This window comes from Polynucleobacter parvulilacunae, assembly GCF_018881715.1.
GTDB classification, from domain to species: Bacteria; Pseudomonadota; Gammaproteobacteria; order Burkholderiales; family Burkholderiaceae; genus Polynucleobacter; species Polynucleobacter parvulilacunae.
The window spans coordinates 78,780-105,496 of the sequence record NZ_JACVPW010000003.1 but is presented as its reverse complement, the minus strand read 5'-3'; the positions used below and the strand labels follow the sequence as shown (position 1 = coordinate 105,496).

Here is a 26,717-nt window from a genome sequence, read left to right as displayed (position 1 = left end):
ACTAAAACGGCTACCCGCTCATAGGACTCAACATGAAACCTGGCATTCACCCCGAATATCGCGAAATCGTCTTTGTAGACGTTTCCAATAACTTCAGCTTCAAGACTCGCTCCACTATGTCTACTAAAGAGACAATCAAGTGGGAAGATGGCAATGAATATCCATTGGCCAAGATCGAGACTTCATCTGAATCACACCCTTTCTACACTGGTACCCAGAAAATTATGGATACCGCTGGTCGTGTTGAGAAATTCCGTCAGAAATTCGGAACTAAAGCTGTTGCTAAAGCTTCCGGTGATGGCGCTGCTAAAACAGCTGAGAAAAAAGCTGCTGCTGCAGAAGCTAAAGCTGCTGAAAAGCCAGCTAAGAAGAAGGCTTAAACCACTTCTATTCGCGGGGTATGTTAAATACCTGCTCTGCGAGATAATCAAGGCAGCGTTTGCTGCCTTTTTTATTTTCAACCTCACCCATGGTCAAACTTACCGCCGCTGCCACTAAATCAATTCCGCGCATTATTATTTTTGCGCTGACATTGGTTTATGGTTTTGCCGGACTCTTCTTCCGGGATCCCTGGAAGAACGAAGATGCGATTGGCTTTGGTGGCATGTGGACTCTCTTTCGTGGCGACTCAATTGACTGGATCGTTCCACACCTAGCGGGCCGCGATATCTCACTTGGCACACCTTTGCCATATTGGATGGGCGCCACATTGATTAAATGGTTTGGCCCCTTTATTGGCGCCGCCAATGCCGCTCGTTTGTATGCTGCTATTTGTTTCTTCTCCGCTGCTCTAGCTATTTGGTACGCCACTTATTTATTAGGTCGTCGTCGTGAAGTACAACCGATGGCACTAGCCGTTGGTGGTCAGCCTGATATGAAGAGTTATGGCATGACTTTGGCTGATGGTGCGTTACTCATCTTCTTAGCTTGCGTAGGCTTAGCTCAACGCGCTCATGAAACTACCCCAATGATGGCGCAGTTAATGGGCATCAGTATTGTGTTGTACGGAACAGTTCGCGGTCTCGATAAGCCCTGGCAAGGCGGCTTATGGACTGGCCTTGGCATCGCTATCGTAGCGCTATCCTCCAATCTCACGCTCAGCTTAATCATTGTTACTTCCACGATCATTGCCGTAATTGCTAGTAATGCAAAGCTACGCTTTCGCTGGACACTGACAAGCACTGTTTTGGGGTTGATTGGTTTTGCGATTTGGCCTTTGGTCTGGTATTTGTCTGACCTACCGCCGCAATGGCGTCACATTGCCGAAGAAGGTTGGCGCAATATGCCAGAAATGCGCGCTACTCCATCAATTGAATCACTCGGTTTCTTGAGCGTGAACTTCTGGGCTTACGCATGGCCTGTTTGGCCGCTGGCCATTGTTTCGCTCGCACACTGGGGTCGAGTTAAAGAATCTGGTGCCTGGCGAGCACCGCATCTTGCTATTCCACTAAGCTTATTTATCGGCAGCTTAATTTATGTCCTATTCCGCCTAGAAGCCAATGAACATGATTTAATGATTTTGATTCCGAGCCTTTCGATCATTGCCGCTTTTAGCCTGCCCGTTCTAAAGCGTAGCGTCATTAGTTTTATCGATTGGTTTGCGATGTTTAGCTTTACGCTCATCGCTCTCGCTATTTGGATTATCTGGCTAGCAAAAGTCACCGGCTACCCAGAGACAACGGCAGCCAATATTGCGCGCCTACTTCCTGGTTTTGAGAGTCAATTTAATGTGCTGGCTTTTGTCGTGGCGCTTGCGATTACTGGTGTGTGGTTATCGGTAGTCCGCTGGAGAACCTCGCGAGCACCGAAAGAAATTTGGCGTTGCCTCATTATCTCCGCATCGGGCACCACTTTAATGTGGGTGCTACTGATGACCTTATGGTTGCCAACAATTAACTATGCCAAGACCTATCGCTATGTTTCAGCACGTTTAGTTCAAGTGATCCCATCGGGTGGTGGCTGTATCGATACCAGCAATCTCGGTTTTGCACAACTTGCCTCTTTTGAATACTTCTCTAAACTTAACTTACGCGATGATCCTAATTGCCCATGGATGCTGACACACAGCCAATCTGAAGCAAAAGCATACGCACAATTAAATAATAAAAAGCTCACCCTGCTCTGGGAAGACCGTCGCGCAGCTGACCGCGATGAGCGTCTACGTCTTTACGAAGTAATACCAGAATAAATCGTGCTGCACTTTAAGTTATCGCGCCTCCGTGAGGATGTTCCTTCCCTACTGAAGCTAGCTAGTCCTTTGTTAATTGGGCAGCTTGCAGTGATCACATTTGGCGTCTTAGATACCGCCATGACTGCGCGTTATTCTGCGGAAGATCTCGCTGCACTGGCAATGGCCTCAGCCATCTTCATTAGCATTTACGTTGGCCTAACAGGAGTTATCTCTGCTCTTGCACCAATAGCTGGCCAATTGTTTGGTGCTAAACGCTTTTCAGAAATCGGCGAAGAAGTTCGCCAGGCCACTTGGCTCGCTTTAGGCCTTACTGTGCTTGGCTGTTTTATTTTGCTCAATGCGGATCATTTGCTCGCTATCTCGCAAATGAATGAGGCCATTGAAGGTAAAGCGAAGTTATATCTCAATATCTTAGCTATTGGCTTACCAGCCAGCATGGGTATGCGCGTTCTCATGGCGCTTCACAACGCGGTGTCACGCCCTACAGTAATTACGGTGGTACAAATCATCGGCCTGGCACTGAAGCTTCCTTTAAACCTGCTCTTTATTTATGGTGGCTTAGGCATCGAGGGCATGGGCGGTCCAGGCTGTGCTGTTGCTACCGTCATTATTAATTGGTCATGGCTACTAATGACTTTAGGATTTGTCTTATTTGATCGCTTTTACAGGCCATTTAAGATCTTTGCCCGCTTTAGCATGCCTGACTGGCATCGCATCTGGACTTTGCTTAAGCTTGGCGCACCCATTGGCTTTAGTTACTTGATCGAAGTGACCTCATTCACTTTTATGTCTTTGTTTATTGCGCGCCTTGGAACTACCGCATTAGCGGGACACCAAATTGTGGCCAATATGGGCACCGTGATTTACATGGTTCCCTTATCGCTTTCGATTGCCACAATGACGTTGGTATCCCAATCGATTGGCGCCAACAAACCCGATCGTGCGGAAGAAATAGGTTGGTCTTCAGTCTTTTTTACGACCACCCTTTGCATTAGCATCGGCATTGCTGTTTGGATCTTTAGAATCCAGCTACTGGACCTATATGATCCACCAGCAGAAGTGAAGGCATTTTCCATTCCCCTCTTTTTGTTTATTGCCTTTTACCAAGTGTTTGATGCCCTACAAATCACTGCAGCATTTATTCTGCGGGCTTATCGGATTGCATTTTGGCCTATGTTGATTTATGCCGGCTCACTCTGGGGTGTAGGCCTTGGTGGCGGGTATCTGATGGGCTTTAATGTCTTGGGTAATACGCCATCATTCTTGCAAGGTGCTAATGGCTTCTGGGCTGGAAATAGCCTGAGCCTAGGTTTAGCTGCATGCCTCTTGCTCTACCTCTTTAGAAGAACAGCGGAGCGCTATGAGAAAACGCATCCACCGGTAGAGGTTTGATTCGCCCCTACTTATAAACTTTCAAAGTAGAAGCGTCATCATCTAAGTGTCTTTTGAGATTACGGACCTGCCCTGCTGAACCAGGGCTGTTAGTAATAAAGTTTTGATCAGCCAAGTGTTTTCGGACATCTTCCGCCAGATCCAAAGAGGCTAACTTCATTAGCTTAGCTGTACTTGGCTTGTGACCAGTATCTCGGCCATCAATTTGAACATCCTTGCCTTCACCCGATGCCACAAATGAGGCAACGATTTGAGTCGTTTTGGTCTCGACGATATTAAAGTCCACCGTTACCTCAAGCGTTACTTGCTGCGAGGTAGATTTTGTTCCGGGAATATCGGAAACATTATCAGTACTAGAAACTTCAGCTAAGACGCCATACAAAACATAGTCGGCATCACCAAAATCGCCAGCCTGAATACGCTTAACGATATCAAAGTACTCATCGCCCTGATTGGGTACAGCAGGAGTAGATTTGGCCTGCACTACTTTATAGCCAGACTTAATGAGTAAGCCACGAATCGGATTCGCTAGATAGCGCAACTCACCATACTCATTATTGCTTTGATAGCCTGATTTCTTCATGCTTTGCGTATCAGCAGCAGTTGAGCTATTGCTTGGTGCCCCTGCATCAGCTACAGGCATAGGTGGAATAGCAGTGCCTGGAGCGGTTGATTTAGGGTCAGCTAAATTGGTGAACTTTACTGGATAAGCCGATGAGTTTGCACCGCCAGTAATCACCGAGGAATTAGCCTTATCGGCATCCACCTCAATTGCCTTAGGCACAATCGTAGAAGAGATGCTGTTATTAGTAACCGTTCTGGTTTCTTCAATGAAGGTCAAGTTTTTGCCTTCTTTTTTGAAGTAGATGTCAGTTACTGCAATTGATTTGGAATCTGCCTTCAGCGCCTCAGCAGTAATCGCTGAGTTCTTCGGAGGATCCGCAGGCACTTGCCCCACAATTGCTGACTCCGCCACGGGTGCAGGCGGCTTGGTGGCGCAGCCAGCCAAGAAAACTAGGCTCAGACTTGTGCAAGCTAAAAATGTTTTTTTCATGTGTTACTCAATTCTTTATGGTGTGAAGTAGCGTATTAGCGCGTAGCAGTCTTACGAATCTCTTTTTCATCAGCCCACTCAAGCAAACCAGATTCGTTATTAATAAGATTTAAGTTAAAGACGTAGTAAACATCTTTAACGTCTTTAGTGTTCTTCACGATAGACGCAATGGATCCTTCAATGCGGTATTGGGCACCCTGCATATTGCCAGTCTTAGCAATCGTACTATTCTTATACAAACCTGACTGGTTCTGACGCTTCAGCTCTTCAGTTTGATTTTGCATTTCAGAAACACTTACCGCAAATCGCACTTGACCACTCTTCATCAGTTGTGTGCGGATCTTGTCGGTAATCACGCGCGTATCGATATATTCAGAAGTCTTGTTCTTAACATCTGCCAAAGTCACAATCGGCGCATCCTTACTTCCGGAAATTGCCTTTGATTGCAATAGTGATCTGGTCATTGCCTCAGCAATCATCTGCAGATCAGTAGAGCCGTAATTAGCATTCACTGTTTCAACAGCTTTTGCATCGCCATAACGAACCTGAGGGCCAGAGCAGGCTGCAAGGGTAGCTACTGAAAATGCAATGGCGGATAAGCGGATAGTTTTAGTGTTCATGATCATTTTTAATATTGAATGGTTACTTGAATTTTTCTTGGAATGTTATGAGTTGTTTCTTGTATTTTTATTTGTATTGATTTAACTCAAATTTAAAATCAGTAGCATCTGGTGTTGGGGCTATACCCATGATAACGGTCGACTGCCCCTTCCCTACTGTTACAGGCTTCCATGCTTCTTCATCCGTTACAGTCATGCCGTTTTTACCAATCCATTTGAATCGATAAGACACTAGGTTTGATTTACTGTCATTTTGAATCGTCACTTGCGCAGTCAGCACGCCATTGCGCACTAAGCTTCGCATGTCCGTAATTTGAATGCTATCGGTATCACCCATACGTACCGTCATATCCTTCATTGACGGTGTTGAGCTGCAGGCCACCAAAGTAAAAGCGGCAAGTGCAGCGATCAGGATTGAAAGGTATTTTTTCATCTGGGTTTTCCTAATTAAAAAGCTGCTGAAAACTATTCAACAGATTGGGTGGCTCGTAAGGCTTAGCCCCTTCTATATTACCGCTAGCGGGACTGCTATTGGTGGCGGGACTAGGGTTAGAAATCGGGGTGGAAAGTGTTGGGGTTGTCGGCACTGTCATTGGCGCAGGAGCTGGCGCTGCCGGGGCAATCTCCTCAGGCTGCGGATCCTGAAAACCGCCCCATAACTTCTTAAAGCCCGCAAAAGCACCTTCTGCTGGCTTGGGCTCCATAGCGGCAGGCAACACGTTTGAGGACTGAGTAAGCGCTGGGTTTGGAATAACCGGGGTTGCAGCTGCAGGAGCCATGACAGCGCTGGCTTTGGGTGGTAGTGCGGCTGGGTCATTTGAAGTTAGCACCGTTGCTCGGTTTCTGAACATACGGATATAGACCACGTTATAGCCACCCACCAAGTTAACAGTTTGGGAAGCGATTACTCCAGAAGGCAAGGCGTACTTAAGAACAGTGGGGCCAATTGGTAAACCCATTCTGGCCATATAAGTTTGTGCGGGCAAGGTCGACCAATGACGGACATCAGTCACGTTAATTGCTTGCAGGCCATATCCAGTGATCATTCCTGCAATAGCGCCAATGAGAGCGGCGGTTCCATTGTTTTGGTTGTTCTGGTTCTTTCTGTTAGCCGCTTGTTGCGCAGCGCGATCTGCCGCGTATTGAGCGGCCAGCGACACTAGGGCTCTTGATGAAGCCCTGAGAACATAAGCGGGCATCTCATCGCGCAAGTTCTTACGAGCCATCGCATCGATGTTGGCTACCAATTCTGGATTAGCCGCTTTATCGCCAAGCTGGATGAAGGTGGGCCTATAACGCTCAGTGGATTTTTCAATTACCGGAAAAGTTAAAGTGACCAGCTTTGAATTGCCGCCAATCGAGAAAGACTGGCTAATTTGATAAGGGATAATTTTTGGCATATACCCGGTATCAATAATGATCAAGGTATCGGCAAAGGATTTTTTACTCTGATTGGCAATATTGGAATCAAGCTTGGCGATACTGGTTTTAAAAAAATTCACCTGAGGTCTTAGCTCAATTGCCAAACGATATCCTGGGGCTGCTAGACTAGCTTCTCCTTGTGACTCATGGATAAATCCTGATAGGTAGTACGCCCCAGGGTTTTGATAAGAGTTCTTAAGGCTACGCGTTTCCTCATCATCCAATAAATTAATTGGGTATCCGCTGATGCTCTCAACGCGACTAGTGGCGCCCTGAGTATTGGGATTATTTTGTTGCTCACGCTCTACCTTGGTTACCGCAACAACTTGGCTTTGAATGAGCTCTTCAATTACCCTCTCACGCTGGGCCATTTTTTTGGCCTCCACCATGGCATCATTCCATCGCCCCTGTGAGAGATGATTTAAAGCTAGAGTCTGACTTAATAAACTCACTTCATAGGGCTTGGGATCATACTCACTGCTAAATCCTTCAGACAATACATATGAGCTTGCCCCTGAAAAAGAGCGCCGGAGTTTATCGCTAGTAGTTACCTCCCAGCGACTCACTAATTGATCTGCGGCTAGTAAGTTTTGGGTGCTATTCGGAATCTGGGTAGAGCCTTGCAATCTTTGAACTTCACCCAACTCCATGTAGTACAGAGTATTTTTATCTTTGAATGCACCCTGAATAGCAGCTGCTGTGTTCTGTAGATCGCCATTCTTAAACTGCTCCTGAGACTCATTCATCTTCAATTGCTGAGTCTGGGTTGCGCAGCCAACCAATAAACAAACAACTAAAGTTGCGCTGAATTTAGAAAAGTTTAATGATGAAAATTTAGGCAACTTGAGGGCTTGGGAACGGAATAAGGGATAAATAGTAATTTCAAGCAAATAGTTCTCATACCTTTAACGCTTGAAAATAGGCCGGGGCTGACAAGAAAACGCTCTAATTACTGTAATTACTCTAATTTTGCACCCGATTGCTGTACTACCCTACCCCATTTACTGGCTTCAGAAACAATTAACCTAGATAAGTCTTTCGGACTGCCTGGAGCGGGATCTAAGCCCCCAGCTAAAAGACGGGTCTTTACCTCTGGATTACTCAAGGTATGGCGAACCATTTGATTTAAGCGCTTTTGAATATCGGATGGCAAGTATGCTGGTGCCATTAAGGAAAACCAAGATACCGCCTCAAACCCTGTCAGACCCTGCTCAGCCAAAGTCGGAATCTCTGGGGCAGCATGTGAGCGCTTGAGCGTTGTGACCCCCAAAGCCTGGACCTCTCCAGCTTTAATCAAAGCCAAAGAAGACGAAAGATTATCAAACAGCATCGTGATGCGACCGCTGAGTAAATCAGGCAAAGATTGAGCACGCCCTTTGTAGGGAATATGACGAATTTGCACTCCAGCCATCTCTTTAAATAATTCGCCTGACATGTGCAAAGAGGTGCCAACACCCGATGAGCCAAAGGTTAGTTGATTAGGCTTTGCTTTTGCCAACTCTATGAGCTCACGCAAATTATTAACCCCCAACCTCTTATTGACGATTAATACATTTGGTGTGCTTGCTAAAAAACTAATGGGCGTGAAATCCTTCACAGGATCAAAAGACATCTTTTCATAAAGAGCGCCATTGATCGCATGAATGCCTACCGTACCAATCAGCAAGGTGTAGCCATCGGGTTCGCTTTTGGCAACCAGGTCAGCCCCAATATTGCCGCCATAACCAGGACGATTTTCAACTAGGACTGGGACGCCTAAACTCTGTTGCCAGTTTTCTGCCAACACGCGCGCCAAGATATCAGGAGCACCTCCAGGGGTAAAGGTAACAATGATGCGGATGGGCTGCTTTGGCCAAGCCGCATTCTTCTGGGGTGCGCTTTGCGCATGAACAGCAAAGCAAATAGCCCACAATACAGATACCAGAAGAAAGTTCTTCAGAACTTTGGAGAATTGCATACTCAATCTATTGAGAGCTAGACCAAATGGTCTAGCTTAAAAGCCGAAGCGAGAACGCAACCAGAGCCAGCCCTCATACTTCACTGGATCATCGGCACAGGGGCCGATACCGCATTCCAACAATGTAGAAATGAGATTACCCAATACCAGAAGAATAAAAGCAATCACCAGGGCATTTGCAAACCAAGAGCGTGAGCGAACCTCACGATTGGGCAGCATCAAGAGAATTGCCAGACCCATTAACAAGCCGGTGTAACCAACGTAAGCCCAAGTATAAAAATGCAACTCTAAAAATGTTTTTCCAAATCCTTGGTCGCCCGGCAGAATATGCAAGAAGACTTGACGAAGAGAAACCATCATCCCCACTAAGCCGCCAATGATGCCCCATCCATAGTGAGATGAATGAGCGCCACAACGAATATTGAGAACCAAAGCAAAGCCAATAATTACAAATCCAACGCGCTGCATTAAGCACAAAGGACAAGGCAGCTCACCAAAGTAGAGTTGATCTACAAATGCATAAGACAGCATGCCGACAACCGCTAGCAATGCAAGCTGATTACCAAGCGCAGCTAAGGAAGGTAGAGAATGTTTACTCACAAGCAATTACAGACTGATGTTGAGATGGTCGGTTGCATGAAAACGGAACCAAACTAGAAGAATGGCAACGGTAATCGCCAAAACTGTCAAACCTGCAAGACGCTTCTCAAACCAGACCAGAACAAGTCCGATAAAAGCCGTCAGAAAAGGTAGAAACATATACATAAGGGAATTCTAGCGCAGGACACTATTTATAGGGGTAATTCTGTAATTACAGAGCTTAGAGAAAGGTCTTTTGTTTAGAATGTGTCTATGCCCGCAAGCCCTACCCCACCCTGCATCAATTTAGATCTCGACGGAAAGATTGCTCGGGTTACTTTTAACAACCCAAGTGCACGTAATGCACTAACGTGGCCAATGTATGAAGAACTCAAAAGGATTTGCGACTCACTAGCTCAAAATCGCGCTATTCGAGTGGTGATCTTCAAAGGTGCTGGAGATAAAGCATTTGTCTCTGGAAGTGATATTCAACAGTTTGTTGATCTACAAAAAGATGAGGCTTATGAAGTTGCGGTTGATCACATCTTTGCCTCGCTGCAACAATTACCTATGCCAACAATAGCCATGATTGAAGGTTTGGCTGTTGGCAGTGGCTTACTGATGGCAACTGCATGCGACTTTCGCATCTCCACTCCAGATGCGCGCTTTGGCATACCGGTAGCAAAGACCTTGGGAAATTGCTTATCACCCAGCAATCTTTCTTGGATTGCAGCACACCTCGGGGTCCCGACAGTTAAAAGAATGCTTCTGACTGCGGAGCTCATTAAGGCTCCAGAATTATTAGAGTCGGGGTACCTGTATCAAACTGCAGAAGCCGTAGAACTTCAGTCATCCGTAAATGCGCTTGCAGAAAAGCTAGCGGCTCTTGCGCCAATCACTCAAAAGGCTAGCAAGCTGACACTAGCGCGCTTACTACAAAGCAATCTTCCAGACTGCACGGATCTCATGCGAGAAACCTATAACAGCAAAGACTTTAAGGAGGGTGTGAACGCCTTCCTGGAAGGTCGTCCACCCAAGTGGGTTGGCAAGTAAAGCTATCCTTCCAGCTCCAGCCCTAAGACTTAGAGTTCAAAAACTCCACCACGGTTTTCACAAACTGATCAGGCACCTCAACATGAGGTACATGGCCTACGTTTTCAATAGGCACTAGTTTTGCATTCGGGATAGCTGCTTGCGCCTTCTTACCTAACTCGGGAAAGTTACCCAAAGACTTCACTGCTTCTGGTGGCGCAAAGCGGCGGCCAAATACTGTGCGGTCTTTTTGACCGATCACCAATAAAACAGGCATCTTTAGTTGCGGTAAATCATTCACTACTGGTTTTTCAGCAATCATTTGATACGTTAGAACTGATGTCTTTGCATATGCCGGATAGTCTGGGCCTTTTTGAACTCGCACATAGACCTCTACAAACTTTTCATAACTAGGCTGCCAGTTAGGAAAATAACTCTGCAAAAAACGGCGATAGCTCGTTTCTGTTTGCGCCATCTCAAGCTTAAGTAAATCTTCATTCTTCTGCGGGGGGATATCTTTGCTGTAATCCTCAAGGCCCAATGGATTCTCGAGCACTAGCTTTTGCACAGTCTGGGGATATAAACGTGCAAAACGAATACCCACCATGCCACCCATAGAATTCGCAATCACCGAAACTCGCTGAATATTGAGTGACTTTAATAAAGCCTGGGTATTAGCGGCCAAATCATCGAAATGGTAATCAACATCTGGCTTAGAGGACTTGCCAAAACCAATCTGGTCGGGCGCAATTACTCGATAGCCAGCTTTAGAGAGCCCTGCAATGGTTGGCGCCCAGTAATCGCTAGAAAAATTCTTGCCATGAAATAGCACCACCACCCCTTTTGCCCTACCCAACGCAGCCACATCCATATACATCATGCTAGCGGGCTGACCTTGTAAGGAAGTCTTAAATTCTTTTAAGGGATATGGGTATGGCCACTTGCTTATACGTAAATCCAATGGTGCAGCATCTGCATACAGGCTCGCTGACTGAGTTGAGGATGCTTTCTCAGGGCTAGCACAAGAAATTAAGAGAGCGGGTAATGCTAGCACTACACACGATAACGAAATTTTCTTGAGAAAACAGTTCATCACACCAACTCTCTTTTGCATTTAGATAATCTTTGTTTTTAAATTCGGTAAGCCAGCAACACTTCCCTCAAGAACATCACCTTTTTTCACTGGACCAACTCCTGCTGGTGTGCCAGAGAAAATCAAGTCGCCCGGCTCTAAAGTAAATAAAGTGGAGAGGTAAGCAATCGTATCTGGAACATTCCAAATGAGTTGATTGAGATCACCCTCTTGACGCACTTCGCCATTTACCAAAAGCTTAACAGCGCCCTTAGCAGGATGACCGCACTGACTTGCTGGGGTAATCTCACCGCAAGGAGCAGACTGATCAAATGCTTTGCCAGTATCCCAAGGGCGTCCCATCTTTTTGGCTTCGCCTTGAAGATCGCGTCTGGTCATATCTAAACCGACACCATAACCATAGACATGATCTAGGGCTTTATCTGCAGCAATATTTGCCCCTCCCTTACCAATCGCAACCACCATTTCAATTTCGTGATGAACATCACTTGATAAGTTAGGGTAGGCCATATCCTTGCCATCCGTCACGATCGAATTAGCGGGCTTCATAAAGAAGAATGGTGGCTCACGATCTGGATCATGACCCATCTCACGTGCATGATCAGCATAGTTACGTCCCACGCAGTAAATGCGATTGACAGCAAAGCGACGGCTGTCGCCGGTTACAGGTAAAGAAATCACTGCTGGTGGAGCAATCACAAATGCTGAAGACATAAAAACCTTTCTAAGAATTTTGATGGAAACGTGTTCTATTTCTACTATTTAGAAGTATGACGTAATTTCAATAAAAGGATGCTGAGCGCCAAGGCAAAGGTCATGGCATTCGCCAGAATCAGGGGCCACTTTTCGATAATGAGGCCATAAACCAGCCATAAGCCCACCCCCGCCGTAAATAAGGAATACATGCCCAAAGAAATCCCCGAAAGATCCCGGGTACGCCAGGACTGAATTGCCTGGGGCAAGAAGGCAATCGTGGTCATGAATGCAGCGCAATAACCAATAATCTCAATTTGGTGGGGCTCAAGAGTCATTTGCCCATTGTAGTTAGGGAAATATACAAATCATTGACGCAGCGCATGAATTTTTATACTGTAGATAATAGAAAATCGGCGTTCAACCTACTATTAAAAATACAAAATGAGACAACAAATAATTAAGGGCCTCGGCCTTATTCTTTGCGGCAGCTTGCTGAGCACAACCCCGTATGCGCAAACCAATAGCGCCGTAATTAAAAACTATCCTGACAAGCCTATTAGACTGGTCATTCCATACCCACCAGGGGGCGCCACCGATGTGATTGGGCGCATTATGGCTCAAGAGTTATCTAAGTCACTTAACCAACAAGTCGTTCCAGATAATCGCGCAGGTGATAGCGGCAATATTGGCGCAGATATGGTTGCTAAATCCCCTGCCGATGGCTACACACTGCTGATGGGCGCCCTAACATCGCATTCCATTAACGCGAATCTCGATAAAGACAGGATCAAATACAACCTGGAGAAGGATTTCACACCAGTTGACGTGGTGGGAGTGGTACCCCTGGTATTTGTAGTGAATCCTTCAGTCCCCGTAAAGAATATGAAAGAGTTCATTGCCTACGCAAAAGCGAACCCAGGCAAGCTCACTTTCGCATCATCTGGAGCTGGCGCGCCACAACGTCTTGCAATGGAAATGTTTCGTTATCAACTAGGCTTGGACCTGTTGCATGTGCCTTACAAAGGTAGTGGCCCCGCTATGACTGATCTAGTAGGCGGTCAAGTGCTTACTATGTCAGAAACAGTTCCAGCAGCTCTACAATTTATTCAAGCGGGTCAGTTAAGACCGCTAGCCGTGACAACCGCTAAACGCATTAGTCAATTACCGGATGTGCCAACTATTACCGAAGCCACAGGCCTACCTAACTTTGATGTTGTAAGTATGTTTGGTATTTTGGCTCCAGCGGGAACACCTAAGCCGATCATCGACAAACTGAGTGCCGATATCAAAGTTATCTTGCAGCGCCCTGAAGTGCAAGATCGTATGTTGGCAGCAGGCGTGTATGTGAACTATCTTTCGCCTGCAGATTCCGGCAAGCGCATTACACGGGAAATGACTATGTGGAGCAAAGTGGTAAAAGATGCCAATATCAAACCAGATTAGGTTTGATATGTATTAATTAAGTGGTATGGAAAAAATCGCTTTCAGCGTCAATGAATCAGTGCTGTTAGAAAAGCCCTTGCCTACCCCAGCCTGAAAAGAAAGTGGTTTGCCTTCGTAGTACATCATCAAGAAACCCAATTGCTGGGTATTTTGATAGTTGATGGGCTGACCAAGTTGATTCAGGTTGGAGTAGTACTCCACTCCCAGCGCTAACTCAGGAGTCACCTCCCTAGACAAGCGTGTTGCCGTGGAAAAATAAGGTGACTGATGTACGTAGGGTTGCGAGAGAGGCATATCTACAATCGGATTAAATGAGAGGAGCCACTCATCAAAATGCTTACCAACAATAAAACGCATTTCACCGTTATATCTAGACTCATCAAACTGCGGTTGCACGTTGGATAATTCTAGATTGGCGCCCGCAAAGAAAGAGTCGCCTTTATCTTCGCGAATTGGTAACCATTTCATGCGAACTTTCGTTGCTGCATATTGAAACTTATTGTCATAGTTCACATAAGAGATATATAAACCAGCCTCTAAATCGTGACCCAAGCCATAAGCAAACTCTGGAGTAACCCGCACACCATTGTTGTTCATCACCTCCCCTGGATAGGAGGGATTTTGAATGCCTCGGGGAGTACTGTTTAAATGCACCTCTAGACTTGCCTCGCCCTTGGCATTAATTTCATCATCGTAGACCTGAATTTCATCCTGCAGAACCGCCATGCTGACTGATGGCGAGAGAATTAATGCGCTTAACAGCAGCCCCTGGATAAGCGCTGTCTTGAAGAGGCGAGCTGGTATTCGCATAATTGGTGAGTTTAACAATGATTGAGGATTAAGGCATTCCTAGGAATTGTTAACGTAACCAAAAGATATCCTCATTGAAATCAGCCCGATTGGACAACGGCTTCATAAGAATTTTTAGCCTAGTCCCAAAAAGATAGCGAGTCTGTACGCAATAAAGGAGGCGATATAGGCCAAGCTAAATAAGTAGCTCAGCATGATGATCGGAATCTTCCAGCCACCCGTCTCGCGCTTTACTGCGGCAATGGTTGATAAGCACTGGGGGGCAAATACAAACCAGGCCAATAAAGAAAGTGCAGTAGCCAAAGACCAACCGCTAGAGATCAGAGGTATCAATGCTTCCGTAGCATCTACGCTTGAGCTAGACAGGGCATAGACTGTTGCCAATGAACTCACAACCACTTCTCGAGCAGCCATACCAGGAACCAAGGCAATACTGATTTGCCAATTAAAGCCTATTGGTGAGAACACATGGGCTAAGGCCTGCCCTATCATGCCGGCAAAGCTGTATTGAATAGGTGATCCCGTTGCACCTTCAGGCGGAAATGGAAAGCTAGACAAGACCCACAAACCAATCGTCATGAGCAAGATGATTCCGCCAACACGACGTAAAAAGATTTCAGCGCGCTGCCAGAGACTGATAGCCAAATTACCTAAGCGCGGCAGGTGATAACTCGGCAATTCCATCATGAGCGCATTCATCTTAAATTGCTCACTGGTAAAGCGCTTCAGAATCCAGGCCACCGCCATCGCGCCCAATATTCCCGCCAGATACAGCAAGAAGAGCACCAATCCCTGCAAATCAATTCCTGCCCAGAGCTTTTGCTCTGGAATAAATGCAGAGATTAATAAGGCATAGACTGGTAGACGTGCGGAACAAGTCATCATCGGCGCAATCAGAATGGTCACCATGCGATCTCGTGCATTAGAGATGCTTCTAGTCGCCATAATTCCGGGAATGGCACATGCAAAGCTGGAGAGGAGTGGAATGAAGGATCTACCCGATAAGCCAACCGATCCCATTACCCTATCGAGCAAGTAAGCAGCTCTTGGAAGGTAGCCAGATTCTTCAAGCAACAAAATAAAGAAAAACAAGATGAGGATTTGCGGCAAGAAAATCACCACACCACCTAAGCCCGCCAAAATTCCATTGATCACTAAACTGCGCAACCAACCATTCGGCAGTATGTCGGCAATCTGTGCGCCTAGATATTCAACGGCCGTTTTAATCAAGTCCATTGGAACAGTAGCCCAACTGAACACTGCTTGGAAAATACAAAAGAGTAAAGCCACCAAAATAATGGGGCCAAAAACTGGGTGCAGCAATACGGCATCCAAGCGATCGCTCAATTGATCCGGAATGATTTGATCCAACTTGAGATTTTGCAGAATTCTTTGAACCTGAATATTGTCGGTCTCTGTGTGCGCAATATGTGAAGCCACGTTCTCGAGAGTGGCATCGCCTGTTCCGGTACGCAAGCCATTGAGATTGCGCCAGTCCAGGCTCGACAAAAACTGTTTAATTTCATCAGCGCCATCAGATTGAATGCCAATACTGGTGAGCACTGGCAAACCTAATTCATTAGATAGCGCAGCAGTATCAATCTGTAAGCCCTGTCGCTTGGCAATATCGAGCATATTGAGCACTACGATACAAGGCAGACCTAAGCGCTTTGCCGCAAGCACTAAGCGCAAGTTGCGACGCAAGTTCATGGCACTTAATACGCAAATCACTAAATCGGGGCGCTTCTCGCCTTCCGCTCTACCAAGCAAAACATTGCAAGTAACTTTTTCATCCAAAGATCTTGGGTAAAGGCTGTATGCACCTGGCAAATCGAGAATGCGAATATTTTTTCCCGACTCTAGGGAAAGCCGCCCCTCTTTGCGCTCAACAGTGACGCCAGAATAGTTGGCAACCTTTTGTCGACTACCAGTTAATAAATTGAATAAAGCCGTTTTGCCGCAATTGGGATTGCCCAATAAGGCAACGATCGGCTCACTCGAGAAAAAATGGACTTTGGATTCAGACATGGGATGCGGCTTCAACTGCAATCATGCGCGCCTCTGATTGGCGCAATGCGAATGTTGAGGCCCCTACGCGAACCATATATGGCCCTTTACCAAGTAAACCTTTGCGCAAAACAGCTACTTGTTCACCGGGTAAAAACCCAATATCTTCCAGCTGCCCCTTAATTTGAGGGGCACCCTTAGGCGCATTAACCGCGCTCACTCGGTAAAGAACTTGCAAATCAACCTGGTCCAAATGCATGGAGGATTGTCACTTTTATCAATAAATAGGAACGATTCTCATTATATACCTTATACTTGAGAATGGTTCTCATTTATATATACGCTCCCTTATGAAAAATAACTATTTAAAACAGACACTTATCAGTATTTTCTTGTTGTTAAATTTGACAAATATCGCGATTGCAGCAAGCAACGAAATCCAAATTTCAATTAAAAATGGGCGCTTTTCACCCTCAGAAATCGATATCTCGGCCGATACCAAAGTAAAGCTCACGATTGAAAACCTCGATGACACTCCAGAAGAATTTGAAAGCTACGACCTCAACAGAGAGGTATTAATCAACGCCAAAAGCAAGGCCTCTTTTTACATCGGCCCTCTGAGCCCTGGAATCTATAAATTTGAAGGGGAATTTAGCCCTGAAACCGCTCAAGGTGTAGTGAGAGTTAAATGATGATGAGAAATCGTTTAATGCAAGGCTTGTGTTGCTTTACCCTTCTCTCCGGTAGTGCATTGGTTCATGCTGGAGAATACCTAAGTGGGCCAGCAGATTACATCTACACCCCAAGAGTGGAAGAAGGTGAAAGAGAGATAGATACGAAGTTTGGAACCCAGACCCCCAGAAGCGGTGAAGACAATAGACAATCAGGTGCTTCCATTGGATTTGGTTATGGCGTGAACTCATGGTGGTTTACGGAAATTTATGGAAAAGTCACCTGGGATGGCACTAACTCCCAATTTGATGCTGTGGAGTGGGAGAATAAATTTCAGTTAACTGAAACGGGTAAATACCCCGTCGATATCGGCTTCTTGCTTGAGTTAGAGCGACCTCAAAATCGTAATGAAGGGTACGAAGCAAAATATGGTTTCTTATTTCAAAGCGAATGGAAAAAGTGGGTTGCCAATCTCAACATCTTGATGCAAGGACATTACACGGGCACTGAAAATCAGGGCACTTATTTCGGTTACCAGGGTCAGGTGAAGTATCGCCTTCAACCAGAGCTAGAACTTGGAGCCCAGATCTACTCATGGCTAGGACAGGTTAATAACTGGAATACCAATGAACAACAACAATCTAGTGCGGGGCCGGCCATTTTCGGAAAAACTAAACTAGGCCGTAAGGAAGCCTTGAAATACAACGTGGCCTACCTATGGGGAACCACCACCGCATCGCCAAAAAATACCATCAGAATGCAGGTAGAGTACGAGTTTTAAGAAAAAGGTTTCAATCTCTGCTATGTTCTTATTAAATACAATCCTTTTCCCATCATTCTACTTAGCCTCCTATGTACCTACCAAAACATTTTCTCGTTGAAGATTCCGCAGTACTGGCTCAACTGATTTCCGAGTACCCTCTTGCCATCATCGCGGGTAATTTAGATGGCCATCTTGAAGTTAACCACCTCCCACTGATGTTGAGTGAGGATAAAACTAAGCTCTATGGCCATGTTGCCAAGATGAATCCACTCACCAAAGTTGCGAGTAGTAATAATGCATCCGTTACTGCAATATTTAATGGACCCAATGCTTACGTAACCCCCTCTTGGTATCCATCGAAACAAGAGAGCGGAAAAGTAGTTCCAACATGGAACTATGCCGCAGTGCACGCTCAAGGCACTATCAAGTTAATTGAGGATCCGCAATGGCTTAGAAGTCATGTCTCGAAAATGACTAATATTCATGAGCCCAGCTATCAGTCAACATGGAAGCTAGATGATGCCCCTGAGGAGTATGTGCAGACCATGCTCAAAGCCATCATCGGCATTGAGATTGATATCACGAGTTTGCTTGGAAAATTTAAGCTTAGTCAGAACCGTCCCACAGAGGACTATGAGGCAGTTGTTGAGCAGCTACGCAAGTCGCCCAAGGAGGCTCTACAAGAAATGCTTCAATACATGAGAGCACCTAAGTAATTAGGAAATAACTAAGTGATGAACTAAAGAAGGGAACTAAGGGGTGGTGTAACCGTATTTTTGCAGGATGGATTTTGCTTGAGAGCCTTGCATAAATCGATATAACTCAGCCACCTCTTGAGGTGCGCCCTTGATAAGCACCATGCGCTGCTTAATGGGTTCATAGAGCTTGGGATCAACCAATAAGAAGCTTGTTTGCCTTGCAAGCTCAGGTGACTTAGCTAGCGAAAAGGCTGTAAATCCAATATCAGCCGCACCACTCACCACGTAAGTTGTTGCGGCACCAACATTGTCGGCATAAACCAGCTTATCTTTTGCGAGATCCCAAAGACCCTCTGCTTTTAAATACTGAACCGCTGCCCTACCGTAGGGCGCAAGCTCAGGCTTAGCAATCGCAACCTTATTGGCTTTGGTAATCGCCTTTGCCATATCTGCTTTGCTATCCAGCAACTGAATGCCGGAAGATGTTTTAGTAATGATGGCTAATTTACCAATGGCATACACAGCCCCCTCATCCACTGTCTTGCCATTTTTATACAACTCGAGCGGAAAATGTTCGTCAGCCGCAATAAACAAATTAAATGGAGCGCCATTCAGAATTTGCGTGGTGAAATTACCGGAGGAACCATAAATCACCCTCATTTCTGGCTTGCCCGGAGTTCTATAAGCAGCAGCAATCTCTGTAAATGCATCTTTCATATTTGCAGCAACTGCGACAGTCGATACCTGCGCAAATGCATTAGCATTAAAGAAGCAAAGTGTTGCCAGTAAGAAAAGGAGTCGCATGATCATATGTAATCCATTCCAGTGGATTCGGCGATAGTAAAAAGACTCCACAAAACTATAGCCATTCCTGTATTTGTCTATTAAGGCTAACCGCTTTATATCCTGGCGTCTCTCCAGAAGAACTTCTGATCTTGCGTATCAATTTAGAGGAGGCTGATTGGGCCACCATTTCTTTATGCATCGCGATAAAGAATATTTCATCTTTTAGGGGCACAAAACCCAAACCATTTTCTAAGGCAACATTCTTCACCCCCAAACCGACATCAGCCTTACCAGCAAGTATGGCGTTAGCCACGGCTGAATGGGTAAATTCTTCATACAGGTAGCCGTTGACCTCCATCGGATCGATCCCTTCCTCCATAAGCAAGTTATCTAATAGCAATCGGGTTCCGGAGCCAATCTGTCGGTTAATGAAACGAATCTTTTTACCCACCAAATCCTCAACCGAACGAATATGCAGTGGGTTTCCCTTTTTGACGATTAATCCTTGGGTACGCTTCATTACTGGATATATCTCGATATTGTTTTTTGATAAGCGCTGGTAGATTGCCTTTGAGCTCTTTGGATCGGATACATGGTATCCGGCAATATGTGCTTCGTTATTAAGCAGCCTCTCAAGAGATTCGCCTGACCCAGCAATTTTGAGTTCAATGCCTGTGATTTCTCCTGTAGCCTTTTGAATGATTGAATCGCTACTAGAGAAAAATTTCCAACGTACACTTTCCGACTTTTGTATTTTCTTAATTTCTTTTACCAGTAGGTCATGGTACTGTGCGTCGTGCTTAAGATAGCCGGCTTGCATATCCTCAATGAACTGAATTAGAAATCTACCAAATTCAGTCAGCTTAGATCCATGCCCTTTTGTCCGAACAATCAGCGGAATACCTAATTCATCTTCAACTTGATTTAATTTACCCCAGGCACCCCTATATGACGTGCCCGATTTTTTGCTGGCAACAACCAAGGAGCTGCCACTGCCAATGTCCTGGAGCATCTGAGCAAGCCAAATGAGGTCTACCGAGCTTCTTCCTTCGGCTTTGGTCTTCACGATGAGGGTTGGTCTAACTTCAATCTGCATATGTAATTTTTTGCATATTCAATAAGTATTAATGTATGCGATGATAGACATTTAATCAACTACCTAGAGTGCAGCCATGAAAAAAATGATTCGCAAACTATTCCTGACGACCCTAGCAGCCTTATCTATTGGATCACTTCAGGCCTACGCCCAAGAAAAAAGTATTGTGGTGTCCTCCACTACCTCTACCGAGCAATCTGGCCTATTTAATTACATGCTGCCTATTTTCAAGATGAAGGCTGGCATTGAGGTAAAAGTGGTTGCCGTAGGAACTGGACAAGCGCTGGACATTGGTCGTCGTGGAGACGCGGATGTCGTCTTTGTTCATGACAAGCCTGCTGAAGAAAAATTCGTTGAGGAAGGTTATTCGACCAAACGCTACGAAGTGATGTACAACGACTTCGTTCTCATTGGACCTAAATCAGATCCTGCAAAAGTAGGTGGCGGAAAAGATATTCAAGCAGCGTTCCAAAAGATTTCTGCAGCTCAAGCGCCTTTTGTATCTCGTGCAGATAAAAGTGGCACACATGCTGCTGAGCTTCGTTACTGGAAAGGCGCCGGTATCAACCCTTCCGCTAGCCAAGCTTGGTATAAAGAAACAGGCTCGGGCATGGGTCCCGCCCTGAACACAGCATCAGCAATGAATGGCTACATCTTGGCTGACCGTGGCACCTGGCTTAGCTTCAAGAATCGTGGTGATCTTGTCATCTTAGTACAAGGCGATCCAAAACTCTTTAATCAGTACGGCGTGATGTTAGTCAATCCAGCGAAATTCCCCTATGTGAAAAAAGCACAAGGTCAAGAATTTATTGATTGGCTTATTTCCAAGAATGGTCAGGATGTCATTGCCAGCTACAAAATTGATGGTGAGCAACTCTTCTTTCCAAATGCTAAGAAATAAAACCTCATGCCATAAAGAAAAAGCCCGCAGAGGCGGGCTTTTTTATTGCTGGTGGACTACCCAGCGAGTTAGTACTATTTGATGCTTATTTCTTAGGTGTCACAAAGCCAATTGCTGTGTCGTCAACAAACTCAATCATGACGTCATCACCAGCTTTGAACTTCTCAAGACCAAGAACGGATGGATCTACTTTAGCTTTTTGCTTCTCACCGCTTGGCAATGTGAAAGTCACGATACGTGTCTTTTGATCAATTGTTGAAATCTTTACAGTTGCATAAACAGTCTCTGTAGTTTCTTCAAATGGCTTGGCAGAACCTTTGCCAGCGATCACAACTGAACGAACACCAGAGACGCCTGGCTTTTGATCTTTACCAACAGCAGTTAAACCAATTGCAACTGCTTGTGCATGCTCAACCAAGAACACATCACCCTTTTTAACTTTATCCAAATCATTAATTGATTTCGCAACATTCATTTGCGCCAAATTACCATTGGCATCTTTCAATACAACGATGCGCTTTTTAGCATCTACTGAATCAACAGTTGCACTTAAAACCACAACGTCAGCCGCCAAAGGCAACATTTTTGCAGGCAATTGTGCAAATACAGAGCTTGCAAATGTAACGCCTACTGCAGCAAATAGACCAGCCAATAAAGATTTCTTCAAGATAACTCCTAATTGAGTAAAAGGTTTAGATGGGCTCAATACAGAGCCACAATTCATTGTAACCATGGAAATAGGTACTTTTTGTGCGTTATCGAACTATATGCACAGGCTAAACAACCCCCTTCTTTGGTAAATTGGGGTCATTGACTGCAATTTGAGATCCCGTCACCTTGGAAATACTAATTAAAACCTGGAAAGAGGCCAAGACAGATGCCTTTGGGGTGCGCCAAACAGTCTTCATTGATGAGCAAAAGGTTCCAGCTGAGCTTGAATTAGACGAATTTGACCTACCTGCTGCCCATGCCCTAGCCTACCAGGATGCTCTATGTGTTGGCACGGGAAGGCTGGTGAATTTAGGTGATGGTCAAACTCAAATTGGGCGTATGGCTGTCCTGGCTCAATTTAGGGGCATGGGCATAGGAAAGCAAATCCTAGAAAAACTAGTTGAGCTAGCTATCTCTCAAGGAGCAAAAACGATCACCCTGCACGCCCAGCTGACCGCCATCCCTTTTTATGAAAAACTGGGCTTTCAGGCACAAGGGGATATCTATGATGAGGCAGGCATTCCCCATCGTAATATGATTCTCCTATTACCCAATTTGACTTAACAAGCAATGACCACTATCCACTCAAATAATCCGACTTTTATCTACACGCATCGCGTTTGCTATTCCGATACTGATGCAGCGGGTTTTGTTTATCACGGACGCTATCTGGAGATCTTTGAACGCAGTCGTGCAGAGTGGCTTGCTCAACGCGGCCTGAGCCCCACTAAGCTTGCGAATGAATTTACCATGGTGATGCCGTTACGCGAACTCACAATGAACTTCTATAAACCAGGACGTCTAGATGACCTGCTTTACATAGACCAAGTGATTGAGCATCGCGGTCGCACTCAGGTGACTGTTAAACAGACTGCACAAAGAAAGCTGCCTGATAGCGAAGAATTCCAAGTGATTGCGAGCGCTGTACTTCATATCGTTTGCGTTGATACCAACACGCTCAAACCCAAGGCATGGCCTGATTGTGTATTCCAGGATGAGTAATGTCTGCAACGGAGAAAAAAATGTCTGACGGTAAATTATTGACCTTTGTTAAAGAACTCAGCGTCCTGCTTGAGAAACAACCAAGCGAAGAAATTGTTTTTACTGACGGCAAAAAGATGCTGGAGAAACTCATTACAGTCGATGATTGGTTGCCAGAAGCATTTACCAAGCCCCATCCACAGTATTACCAGCAGTACCTCTTGTACGCAGATCCATTAGATCGATTTTCTATTGTGAGCTTTGTTTGGGGTCCAGGACAAAAAACGCCTTTACACAACCACACAGTTTGGGGAATGATCGGTCAGTTGCGAGGCAAAGAAACAGGTACACCCTACTATCGCCAGGCAGATGGGAGCTTCAAAGCTGGAGATGCATGTATTAACTCGCCTGGGCAGGTCGACACTGTCTCGCCAGATACGCATGACATTCACGTGGTCGAAAATAGCTTGAACGATCAGACTTCGATCAGCATTCATGTCTATGGTGGCAATATTGGCCGCATTCATCGCTCGGTATTTGATCCCGTCACTGGAGCAGAAAAATCGTTTGTCTCCGGTTATGCCAATACCGCTGTACCAAACCTCTGGAATCCAGCTTAATCCGCTAATTCTTCAGTCATTGGGGTTGATGACTTAAAATAGAGCCTCTTACTGCAAACGCTCTAGCGTGGCAGCTCACCCCATTGACCGGGATAGTCGATTTTTAAGTACGTTGAATACGGGTCAATACATTATTGGCTCCTATGTTATTTACAGATCTTGGTTTATCAGAACCCATTCTTCGCGCTATTGCAGAAGAGGGCTACACCAGCCCCACCCCGATTCAAGCAAAGTCGATTCCAGCCGTTCTCAAAGGTGGCGATCTTTTAGCGGCAGCACAAACTGGTACAGGCAAAACCGCTGGCTTTACCCTACCAATTCTGCAGCGCTTAAGTTCTACCAAAGCAAGTTCAGGCAAACGCCTACTGCGCGTCTTGATCCTCACGCCAACACGAGAGCTGGCGGCTCAAGTTCAAGAATCTGTTGAGACCTATGGCAAGTACACAGGCTTAAAGTCCACCGTGATCTTTGGTGGTGTTGGCGCTAACCCACAAATTAAAGCCATTGCTGGTGGATTAGATATTTTGGTTGCTACGCCAGGTCGCCTATTGGATTTGATGTCACAAAATTGCGTCTCGCTCAATGACATAGAAATTTTGGTTCTGGATGAAGCAGATCGCATGCTCGATATGGGCTTCTTGCGTGATATTAAGAAAATCTTGGCCGCACTTCCTAAGAAACGTCAGAACCTTCTATTCTCTGCAACCTTTTCTACTGAGATCAAAGCATTGGCCGATGGCCTATTAAATGCACCAGAGTTAATTGAAGTGGCTCGCAGTAATAGCGCCAATGAGGCGATTGCGCAATTGATACACCCAGTAGATAGAACCAAGAAACATCCACTCTTAGCTCATCTCATTAAGAGTAATGACTGGAAGCAAGTGCTGGTCTTTACTCGCACTAAACATGGCGCCAATAAGTTAGTAACCCAACTGGAGAAGGACGGCATTACCAGCATGGCCATCCATGGCAACAAGAGTCAATCTGCTCGCACTAAAGCATTGGCCGACTTCAAGGCTGGCAAATTAACTGCATTGGTTGCTACCGATATTGCTGCGCGCGGTATTGATATCGACCAACTTCCCCATGTAGTGAATTACGATCTTCCGAATGTCTCCGAAGACTACGTGCATCGCATTGGACGTACAGGTCGCGCTGGATCCAATGGTGTAGCTGTGTCCTTAGTATGCGTAGATGAACACCAGATGCTCAGAGATATTGAAAAACTCATTAAGCAAAAATTGCCGCAGGAAGTAATCGCCGGATTTGAGCCCGATCCTAATGCGGTCGCACAACCGATCCAGCTGCGCAGCCAGCAGCACCAGCAATCTAGAAAACCAAGACCTGCTGGTGCGGGTAGCGCCCCAGCCAAGAAAGCTCCAGCAAAGCGCAGCAGCCCGCCCAAAAAAAGCTTTAACCGCTAAGCGATTCGCTAAAATACCCTTATATATTTAAGAAATAATTTGTTTAACCTTTTGAAAAAATCTCATCAATATGACTACCTCCCGCCGCTCGGCCATTAAAACAATCGTTGGCGCTTTAGCGCTTCCATCACTTGGCCCTATTTCTTCAGCATTTGCACAATCTTCACTTGAGTGGACTACTTATGAGATCGTGACCGAAGTCAATCTAGAGTCGCCAAAAGGCATTGCACAGAGCTGGGTTCCATTGCCACTAGTTTTAGACACGGATTATTTCCGCACCATTGCCATCCGCTCTGAAGCAAGCGATCCCAAAGCCGTTAACCAGATGTATGAAACGCCAAACAAACAAGCGCGCATGGTTTGGACAAAATGGGATTCTGCTGCTACCAACCATTCTGTGAAAGTTTCAATCTTGGTTAGCACACGCAATCGCAATCTTGAGCTTGCCACACCAAATCCAACTTTAAAACTATCAAAAGAAGAGCAACGTTTTTGGACGCGCCCTACTAAATACCTGCCAACTGATGGCATCGTAAAAGCAAAAGCACAAGAGGCGCTTGCCAAACTTCCAGCCAATGCGAGCGATATAGATAAAGCCAAGGCTATTTATAACTGGGTAGTGGACAACACCCATCGGAATCCTAAAACCCGCGGTTGCGGACAAGGCGATGTGAAGTTGATGTTGGAGACTAATAACCTGGGCGGCAAATGTGCCGATATCAATGCAGTCTTTGTAGCGCTTGCACGTTCAGCTGGATTACCTGCGCGTGATGTATACGGTATTCGTATTGCGGATTCCGCACGTGGCTATAAGAGCTTAGGTAAAGGTGGCGATATCACTAAGGCACAACACTGCCGTGCCGAGTTCTATGCCTCAGGCTTCGGTTGGGTACCGGTAGATCCAGCAGACGTTCGTAAAGTCATTCTTGAAGAGACTGGTGGCTTAGCTGTTACTGATCCAAAAGTGATCGCTATTCGTGATTACCTCTTTGGTAATTGGGAAATGAACTGGATGGCATACAACTATGATCACGACATTGCATTGCCTGGCTCCAAGCTTGGCAGTAAAGGTGAGATTCCATTCTTAATGTATCCACAGGCTGAAAATACTGAAGGTCGCTTTGACTCTCTTGACCCAGATAATTTCAAATACAAAATTACCAGCAGACGTATTGGCTAATGCATCAGTGATAAACATGATGTTGTTGATATCTAAGCCAGCGCGAGAATTTATTCTTACGCTGGTTTTTTCTTTGCTTGCGCTTACTAGTTTTTCTGCTGAGGCTGAGTGGCGTCTGCCTGCTCAGTTGGGATTGCCTCAAATAGCTCCACCGCTACAACTAAACAATCTATTAGGCAAACAGGTTGATATAGGGAACCTCAAAGGCAAGGTTGTTGTAGTGAACTTTTGGGCAAGTTGGTGTGAACCTTGCCGTGAAGAATTTGAAGAGCTTGCCCAGTTACAGCAAAACTATGGCTCTAAAGGCCTAGTAGTGTTGGCAGTGAACCTTGCTGAAATGAAACCACGCATCACGCAGTTTCTTAAAGGAAATGGCTTTTCAGAAAACAGTGTTGAAATATTGCTCGATCGCAATAGCACCGTCTATAAGTCCTGGAAAGCGCGCGGCTTACCCACCACCTTCCTTGTCAGCAAAAGCGGAAAGATTGAAGGGGTATGGATAGGCGCCATCGAGAATATCGATAGTAATGAAGTTAAAGGCAAAATTGATGCCCTGCTACGCCAATAAACAGGCATCACCCCGCATCTG

Annotated in this window: 31 protein-coding genes; 15 read left to right on the top strand and 16 right to left on the bottom strand. The window is 45.6% G+C overall.

The window, feature by feature from the left end; all coding sequences use genetic code 11:
* The first annotated feature begins 32 nt into the window (after positions 1-32).
* From ICN18_RS08005 to ICN18_RS07995, 3 genes are all read left to right on the top strand, one after another.
* Positions 33-380 carry a type B 50S ribosomal protein L31 gene (locus ICN18_RS08005; RefSeq protein ID WP_068948267.1) on the top strand — a complete coding sequence of 116 codons (348 nt, stop codon included), beginning with the start codon at positions 33-35 and terminating at the stop codon, positions 378-380.
* An 89-nt stretch (positions 381-469) separates the two neighbouring features.
* Positions 470-2,188, top strand: coding sequence for an ArnT family glycosyltransferase (locus tag ICN18_RS08000; RefSeq protein WP_216189990.1), 1,719 nt, complete (start codon positions 470-472; stop codon positions 2,186-2,188).
* A gap of 3 nt (positions 2,189-2,191) precedes the next feature.
* Positions 2,192-3,583 carry an MATE family efflux transporter gene (locus ICN18_RS07995; RefSeq protein ID WP_216189989.1) on the top strand — a complete coding sequence of 464 codons (1,392 nt, stop codon included), beginning with the start codon at positions 2,192-2,194 and terminating at the stop codon, positions 3,581-3,583.
* Positions 3,584-3,590: 7 nt separating this feature from the next.
* Here the strand turns inward: ICN18_RS07995 and ICN18_RS07990 are convergent, their stop codons facing one another.
* From ICN18_RS07990 to ICN18_RS07960, 7 genes are all read right to left on the bottom strand, one after another.
* Entirely contained in the window at positions 3,591-4,637 is a 1,047-nt protein-coding gene (locus ICN18_RS07990; protein WP_216189988.1) for a hypothetical protein, read from the bottom strand.
* 35 nt (positions 4,638-4,672) lie between these two features.
* On the bottom strand, positions 4,673-5,263 hold the full coding sequence (gene lpoB, locus ICN18_RS07985) for a penicillin-binding protein activator LpoB (RefSeq protein ID WP_216189987.1): 591 nt from the start codon (positions 5,261-5,263) through the stop codon (positions 4,673-4,675).
* 61 nt (positions 5,264-5,324) lie between these two features.
* Positions 5,325-5,690: a YcfL family putative periplasmic lipoprotein gene (locus ICN18_RS07980; RefSeq protein WP_216189986.1), complete on the bottom strand. Its 366-nt coding sequence runs from the start codon at positions 5,688-5,690 to the stop codon at positions 5,325-5,327.
* 10 nt (positions 5,691-5,700) lie between these two features.
* Positions 5,701-7,425 carry a COG3014 family protein gene (locus ICN18_RS07975; RefSeq protein WP_255532160.1) on the bottom strand — a complete coding sequence of 575 codons (1,725 nt, stop codon included), beginning with the start codon at positions 7,423-7,425 and terminating at the stop codon, positions 5,701-5,703.
* 212 nt (positions 7,426-7,637) lie between these two features.
* Positions 7,638-8,636 carry a Bug family tripartite tricarboxylate transporter substrate binding protein gene (locus ICN18_RS07970; protein ID WP_216189985.1) on the bottom strand — a complete coding sequence of 333 codons (999 nt, stop codon included), beginning with the start codon at positions 8,634-8,636 and terminating at the stop codon, positions 7,638-7,640.
* A gap of 36 nt (positions 8,637-8,672) precedes the next feature.
* Positions 8,673-9,236, bottom strand: a complete 564-nt coding sequence (locus ICN18_RS07965; RefSeq protein ID WP_216189984.1) for a disulfide bond formation protein B — start codon at positions 9,234-9,236, stop codon at positions 8,673-8,675.
* A 6-nt stretch (positions 9,237-9,242) separates the two neighbouring features.
* Positions 9,243-9,401: a DUF5993 family protein gene (locus ICN18_RS07960; RefSeq protein WP_158009030.1), complete on the bottom strand. Its 159-nt coding sequence runs from the start codon at positions 9,399-9,401 to the stop codon at positions 9,243-9,245.
* Positions 9,402-9,488: 87 nt separating this feature from the next.
* Here ICN18_RS07960 and ICN18_RS07955 point away from each other — a divergent pair, with 87 nt between their 5' ends.
* Positions 9,489-10,268, top strand: a complete 780-nt coding sequence (locus ICN18_RS07955; protein ID WP_216189983.1) for an enoyl-CoA hydratase/isomerase family protein — start codon at positions 9,489-9,491, stop codon at positions 10,266-10,268.
* Positions 10,269-10,290: 22 nt separating this feature from the next.
* Here ICN18_RS07955 and ICN18_RS07950 read toward each other — a convergent pair whose 3' ends face one another.
* Genes ICN18_RS07950 through ICN18_RS07940 form a run of 3 tightly spaced genes read right to left on the bottom strand, consistent with a single transcriptional unit; the run spans position 10,291 to position 12,371 of the window.
* Positions 10,291-11,361 (bottom strand): alpha/beta fold hydrolase, encoded by a 1,071-nt coding sequence (locus tag ICN18_RS07950; protein ID WP_255532159.1) that lies wholly within the window; start codon positions 11,359-11,361, stop codon positions 10,291-10,293.
* On the bottom strand, positions 11,362-12,054 hold the full coding sequence (locus tag ICN18_RS07945) for a fumarylacetoacetate hydrolase family protein (protein WP_216189982.1): 693 nt from the start codon (positions 12,052-12,054) through the stop codon (positions 11,362-11,364).
* 44 nt (positions 12,055-12,098) lie between these two features.
* Positions 12,099-12,371: a SemiSWEET transporter gene (locus tag ICN18_RS07940; protein ID WP_216189981.1), complete on the bottom strand. Its 273-nt coding sequence runs from the start codon at positions 12,369-12,371 to the stop codon at positions 12,099-12,101.
* A 106-nt stretch (positions 12,372-12,477) separates the two neighbouring features.
* On the opposite strand from ICN18_RS07940, the gene ICN18_RS07935 reads away from it, so the two are divergent.
* Complete coding sequence (locus ICN18_RS07935; protein ID WP_216189980.1) at positions 12,478-13,479, top strand: Bug family tripartite tricarboxylate transporter substrate binding protein; 1,002 nt, start codon at positions 12,478-12,480, stop codon at positions 13,477-13,479.
* A gap of 12 nt (positions 13,480-13,491) precedes the next feature.
* Here the strand turns inward: ICN18_RS07935 and ICN18_RS07930 are convergent, their stop codons facing one another.
* The 3 genes from ICN18_RS07930 to ICN18_RS07920 form a co-directional block, all read right to left on the bottom strand.
* On the bottom strand, positions 13,492-14,289 hold the full coding sequence (locus ICN18_RS07930) for a transporter (RefSeq protein WP_216189979.1): 798 nt from the start codon (positions 14,287-14,289) through the stop codon (positions 13,492-13,494).
* Positions 14,290-14,403: 114 nt separating this feature from the next.
* Positions 14,404-16,317, bottom strand: a complete 1,914-nt coding sequence (gene feoB / locus ICN18_RS07925) for a ferrous iron transporter B (RefSeq protein ID WP_216189978.1) — start codon at positions 16,315-16,317, stop codon at positions 14,404-14,406.
* Positions 16,310-16,555: a FeoA family protein gene (locus tag ICN18_RS07920; protein WP_216189977.1), complete on the bottom strand. Its 246-nt coding sequence runs from the start codon at positions 16,553-16,555 to the stop codon at positions 16,310-16,312. The genes feoB and ICN18_RS07920 overlap by 8 nt, the downstream gene beginning before the upstream one ends.
* Positions 16,556-16,646: 91 nt before the next feature.
* On the opposite strand from ICN18_RS07920, the gene ICN18_RS07915 reads away from it, so the two are divergent.
* The 3 genes from ICN18_RS07915 (at position 16,647) to ICN18_RS07905 (ending at position 18,447) form a co-directional block, all read left to right on the top strand.
* Positions 16,647-16,988 (top strand): cupredoxin domain-containing protein, encoded by a 342-nt coding sequence (locus ICN18_RS07915; RefSeq protein ID WP_216189976.1) that lies wholly within the window; start codon positions 16,647-16,649, stop codon positions 16,986-16,988.
* The gene (locus tag ICN18_RS07910) at positions 16,985-17,749 is read left to right on the top strand and encodes a hypothetical protein (RefSeq protein WP_216189975.1); all 765 of its coding nucleotides are present in this window, start codon (positions 16,985-16,987) and stop codon (positions 17,747-17,749) included. Before ICN18_RS07915 ends, ICN18_RS07910 begins: the two co-directional genes overlap by 4 nt.
* 71 nt (positions 17,750-17,820) lie before the next feature.
* Positions 17,821-18,447 carry an FMN-binding negative transcriptional regulator gene (locus ICN18_RS07905; protein WP_216189974.1) on the top strand — a complete coding sequence of 209 codons (627 nt, stop codon included), beginning with the start codon at positions 17,821-17,823 and terminating at the stop codon, positions 18,445-18,447.
* A 36-nt stretch (positions 18,448-18,483) separates the two neighbouring features.
* On the opposite strand, the gene modA is transcribed toward ICN18_RS07905, so the two are convergent.
* Both modA and ICN18_RS07895 read right to left on the bottom strand, forming a co-directional pair.
* The gene (modA, locus tag ICN18_RS07900) at positions 18,484-19,233 is read right to left on the bottom strand and encodes a molybdate ABC transporter substrate-binding protein (RefSeq protein WP_255532158.1); all 750 of its coding nucleotides are present in this window, start codon (positions 19,231-19,233) and stop codon (positions 18,484-18,486) included.
* A gap of 55 nt (positions 19,234-19,288) precedes the next feature.
* Positions 19,289-20,311, bottom strand: a complete 1,023-nt coding sequence (locus tag ICN18_RS07895; protein ID WP_216189972.1) for a substrate-binding domain-containing protein — start codon at positions 20,309-20,311, stop codon at positions 19,289-19,291.
* An 85-nt stretch (positions 20,312-20,396) separates the two neighbouring features.
* Here ICN18_RS07895 and ICN18_RS07890 point away from each other — a divergent pair, with 85 nt between their 5' ends.
* The gene (locus ICN18_RS07890) at positions 20,397-21,212 is read left to right on the top strand and encodes an ABC transporter substrate-binding protein (RefSeq protein WP_439650822.1); all 816 of its coding nucleotides are present in this window, start codon (positions 20,397-20,399) and stop codon (positions 21,210-21,212) included.
* An 85-nt stretch (positions 21,213-21,297) separates the two neighbouring features.
* Here ICN18_RS07890 and ICN18_RS07885 read toward each other — a convergent pair whose 3' ends face one another.
* Positions 21,298-21,879 (bottom strand): hypothetical protein, encoded by a 582-nt coding sequence (locus tag ICN18_RS07885; RefSeq protein ID WP_255532157.1) that lies wholly within the window; start codon positions 21,877-21,879, stop codon positions 21,298-21,300.
* Positions 21,880-22,049: 170 nt separating this feature from the next.
* Between ICN18_RS07885 and ICN18_RS07880 the strand changes: the two genes are divergently transcribed.
* From ICN18_RS07880 to ICN18_RS07855, 6 genes are all read left to right on the top strand, one after another.
* Positions 22,050-22,487 (top strand): GNAT family N-acetyltransferase, encoded by a 438-nt coding sequence (locus ICN18_RS07880; RefSeq protein ID WP_216189970.1) that lies wholly within the window; start codon positions 22,050-22,052, stop codon positions 22,485-22,487.
* 6 nt (positions 22,488-22,493) lie between these two features.
* Positions 22,494-22,925, top strand: coding sequence for a YbgC/FadM family acyl-CoA thioesterase (locus ICN18_RS07875; RefSeq protein ID WP_216189969.1), 432 nt, complete (start codon positions 22,494-22,496; stop codon positions 22,923-22,925).
* Positions 22,926-22,945: 20 nt separating this feature from the next.
* Positions 22,946-23,524, top strand: coding sequence for a cysteine dioxygenase family protein (locus ICN18_RS07870; RefSeq protein WP_216189968.1), 579 nt, complete (start codon positions 22,946-22,948; stop codon positions 23,522-23,524).
* A 143-nt stretch (positions 23,525-23,667) separates the two neighbouring features.
* Complete coding sequence (locus ICN18_RS07865) at positions 23,668-24,948, top strand: DEAD/DEAH box helicase (protein WP_216189967.1); 1,281 nt, start codon at positions 23,668-23,670, stop codon at positions 24,946-24,948.
* 70 nt (positions 24,949-25,018) lie between these two features.
* On the top strand, positions 25,019-26,128 hold the full coding sequence (locus ICN18_RS07860; RefSeq protein ID WP_216189966.1) for a transglutaminase-like domain-containing protein: 1,110 nt from the start codon (positions 25,019-25,021) through the stop codon (positions 26,126-26,128).
* Positions 26,079-26,696, top strand: coding sequence for a TlpA family protein disulfide reductase (locus ICN18_RS07855; protein WP_255532156.1), 618 nt, complete (start codon positions 26,079-26,081; stop codon positions 26,694-26,696). Before ICN18_RS07860 ends, ICN18_RS07855 begins: the two co-directional genes overlap by 50 nt.
* Positions 26,697-26,717: the final 21 nt, after the last annotated feature.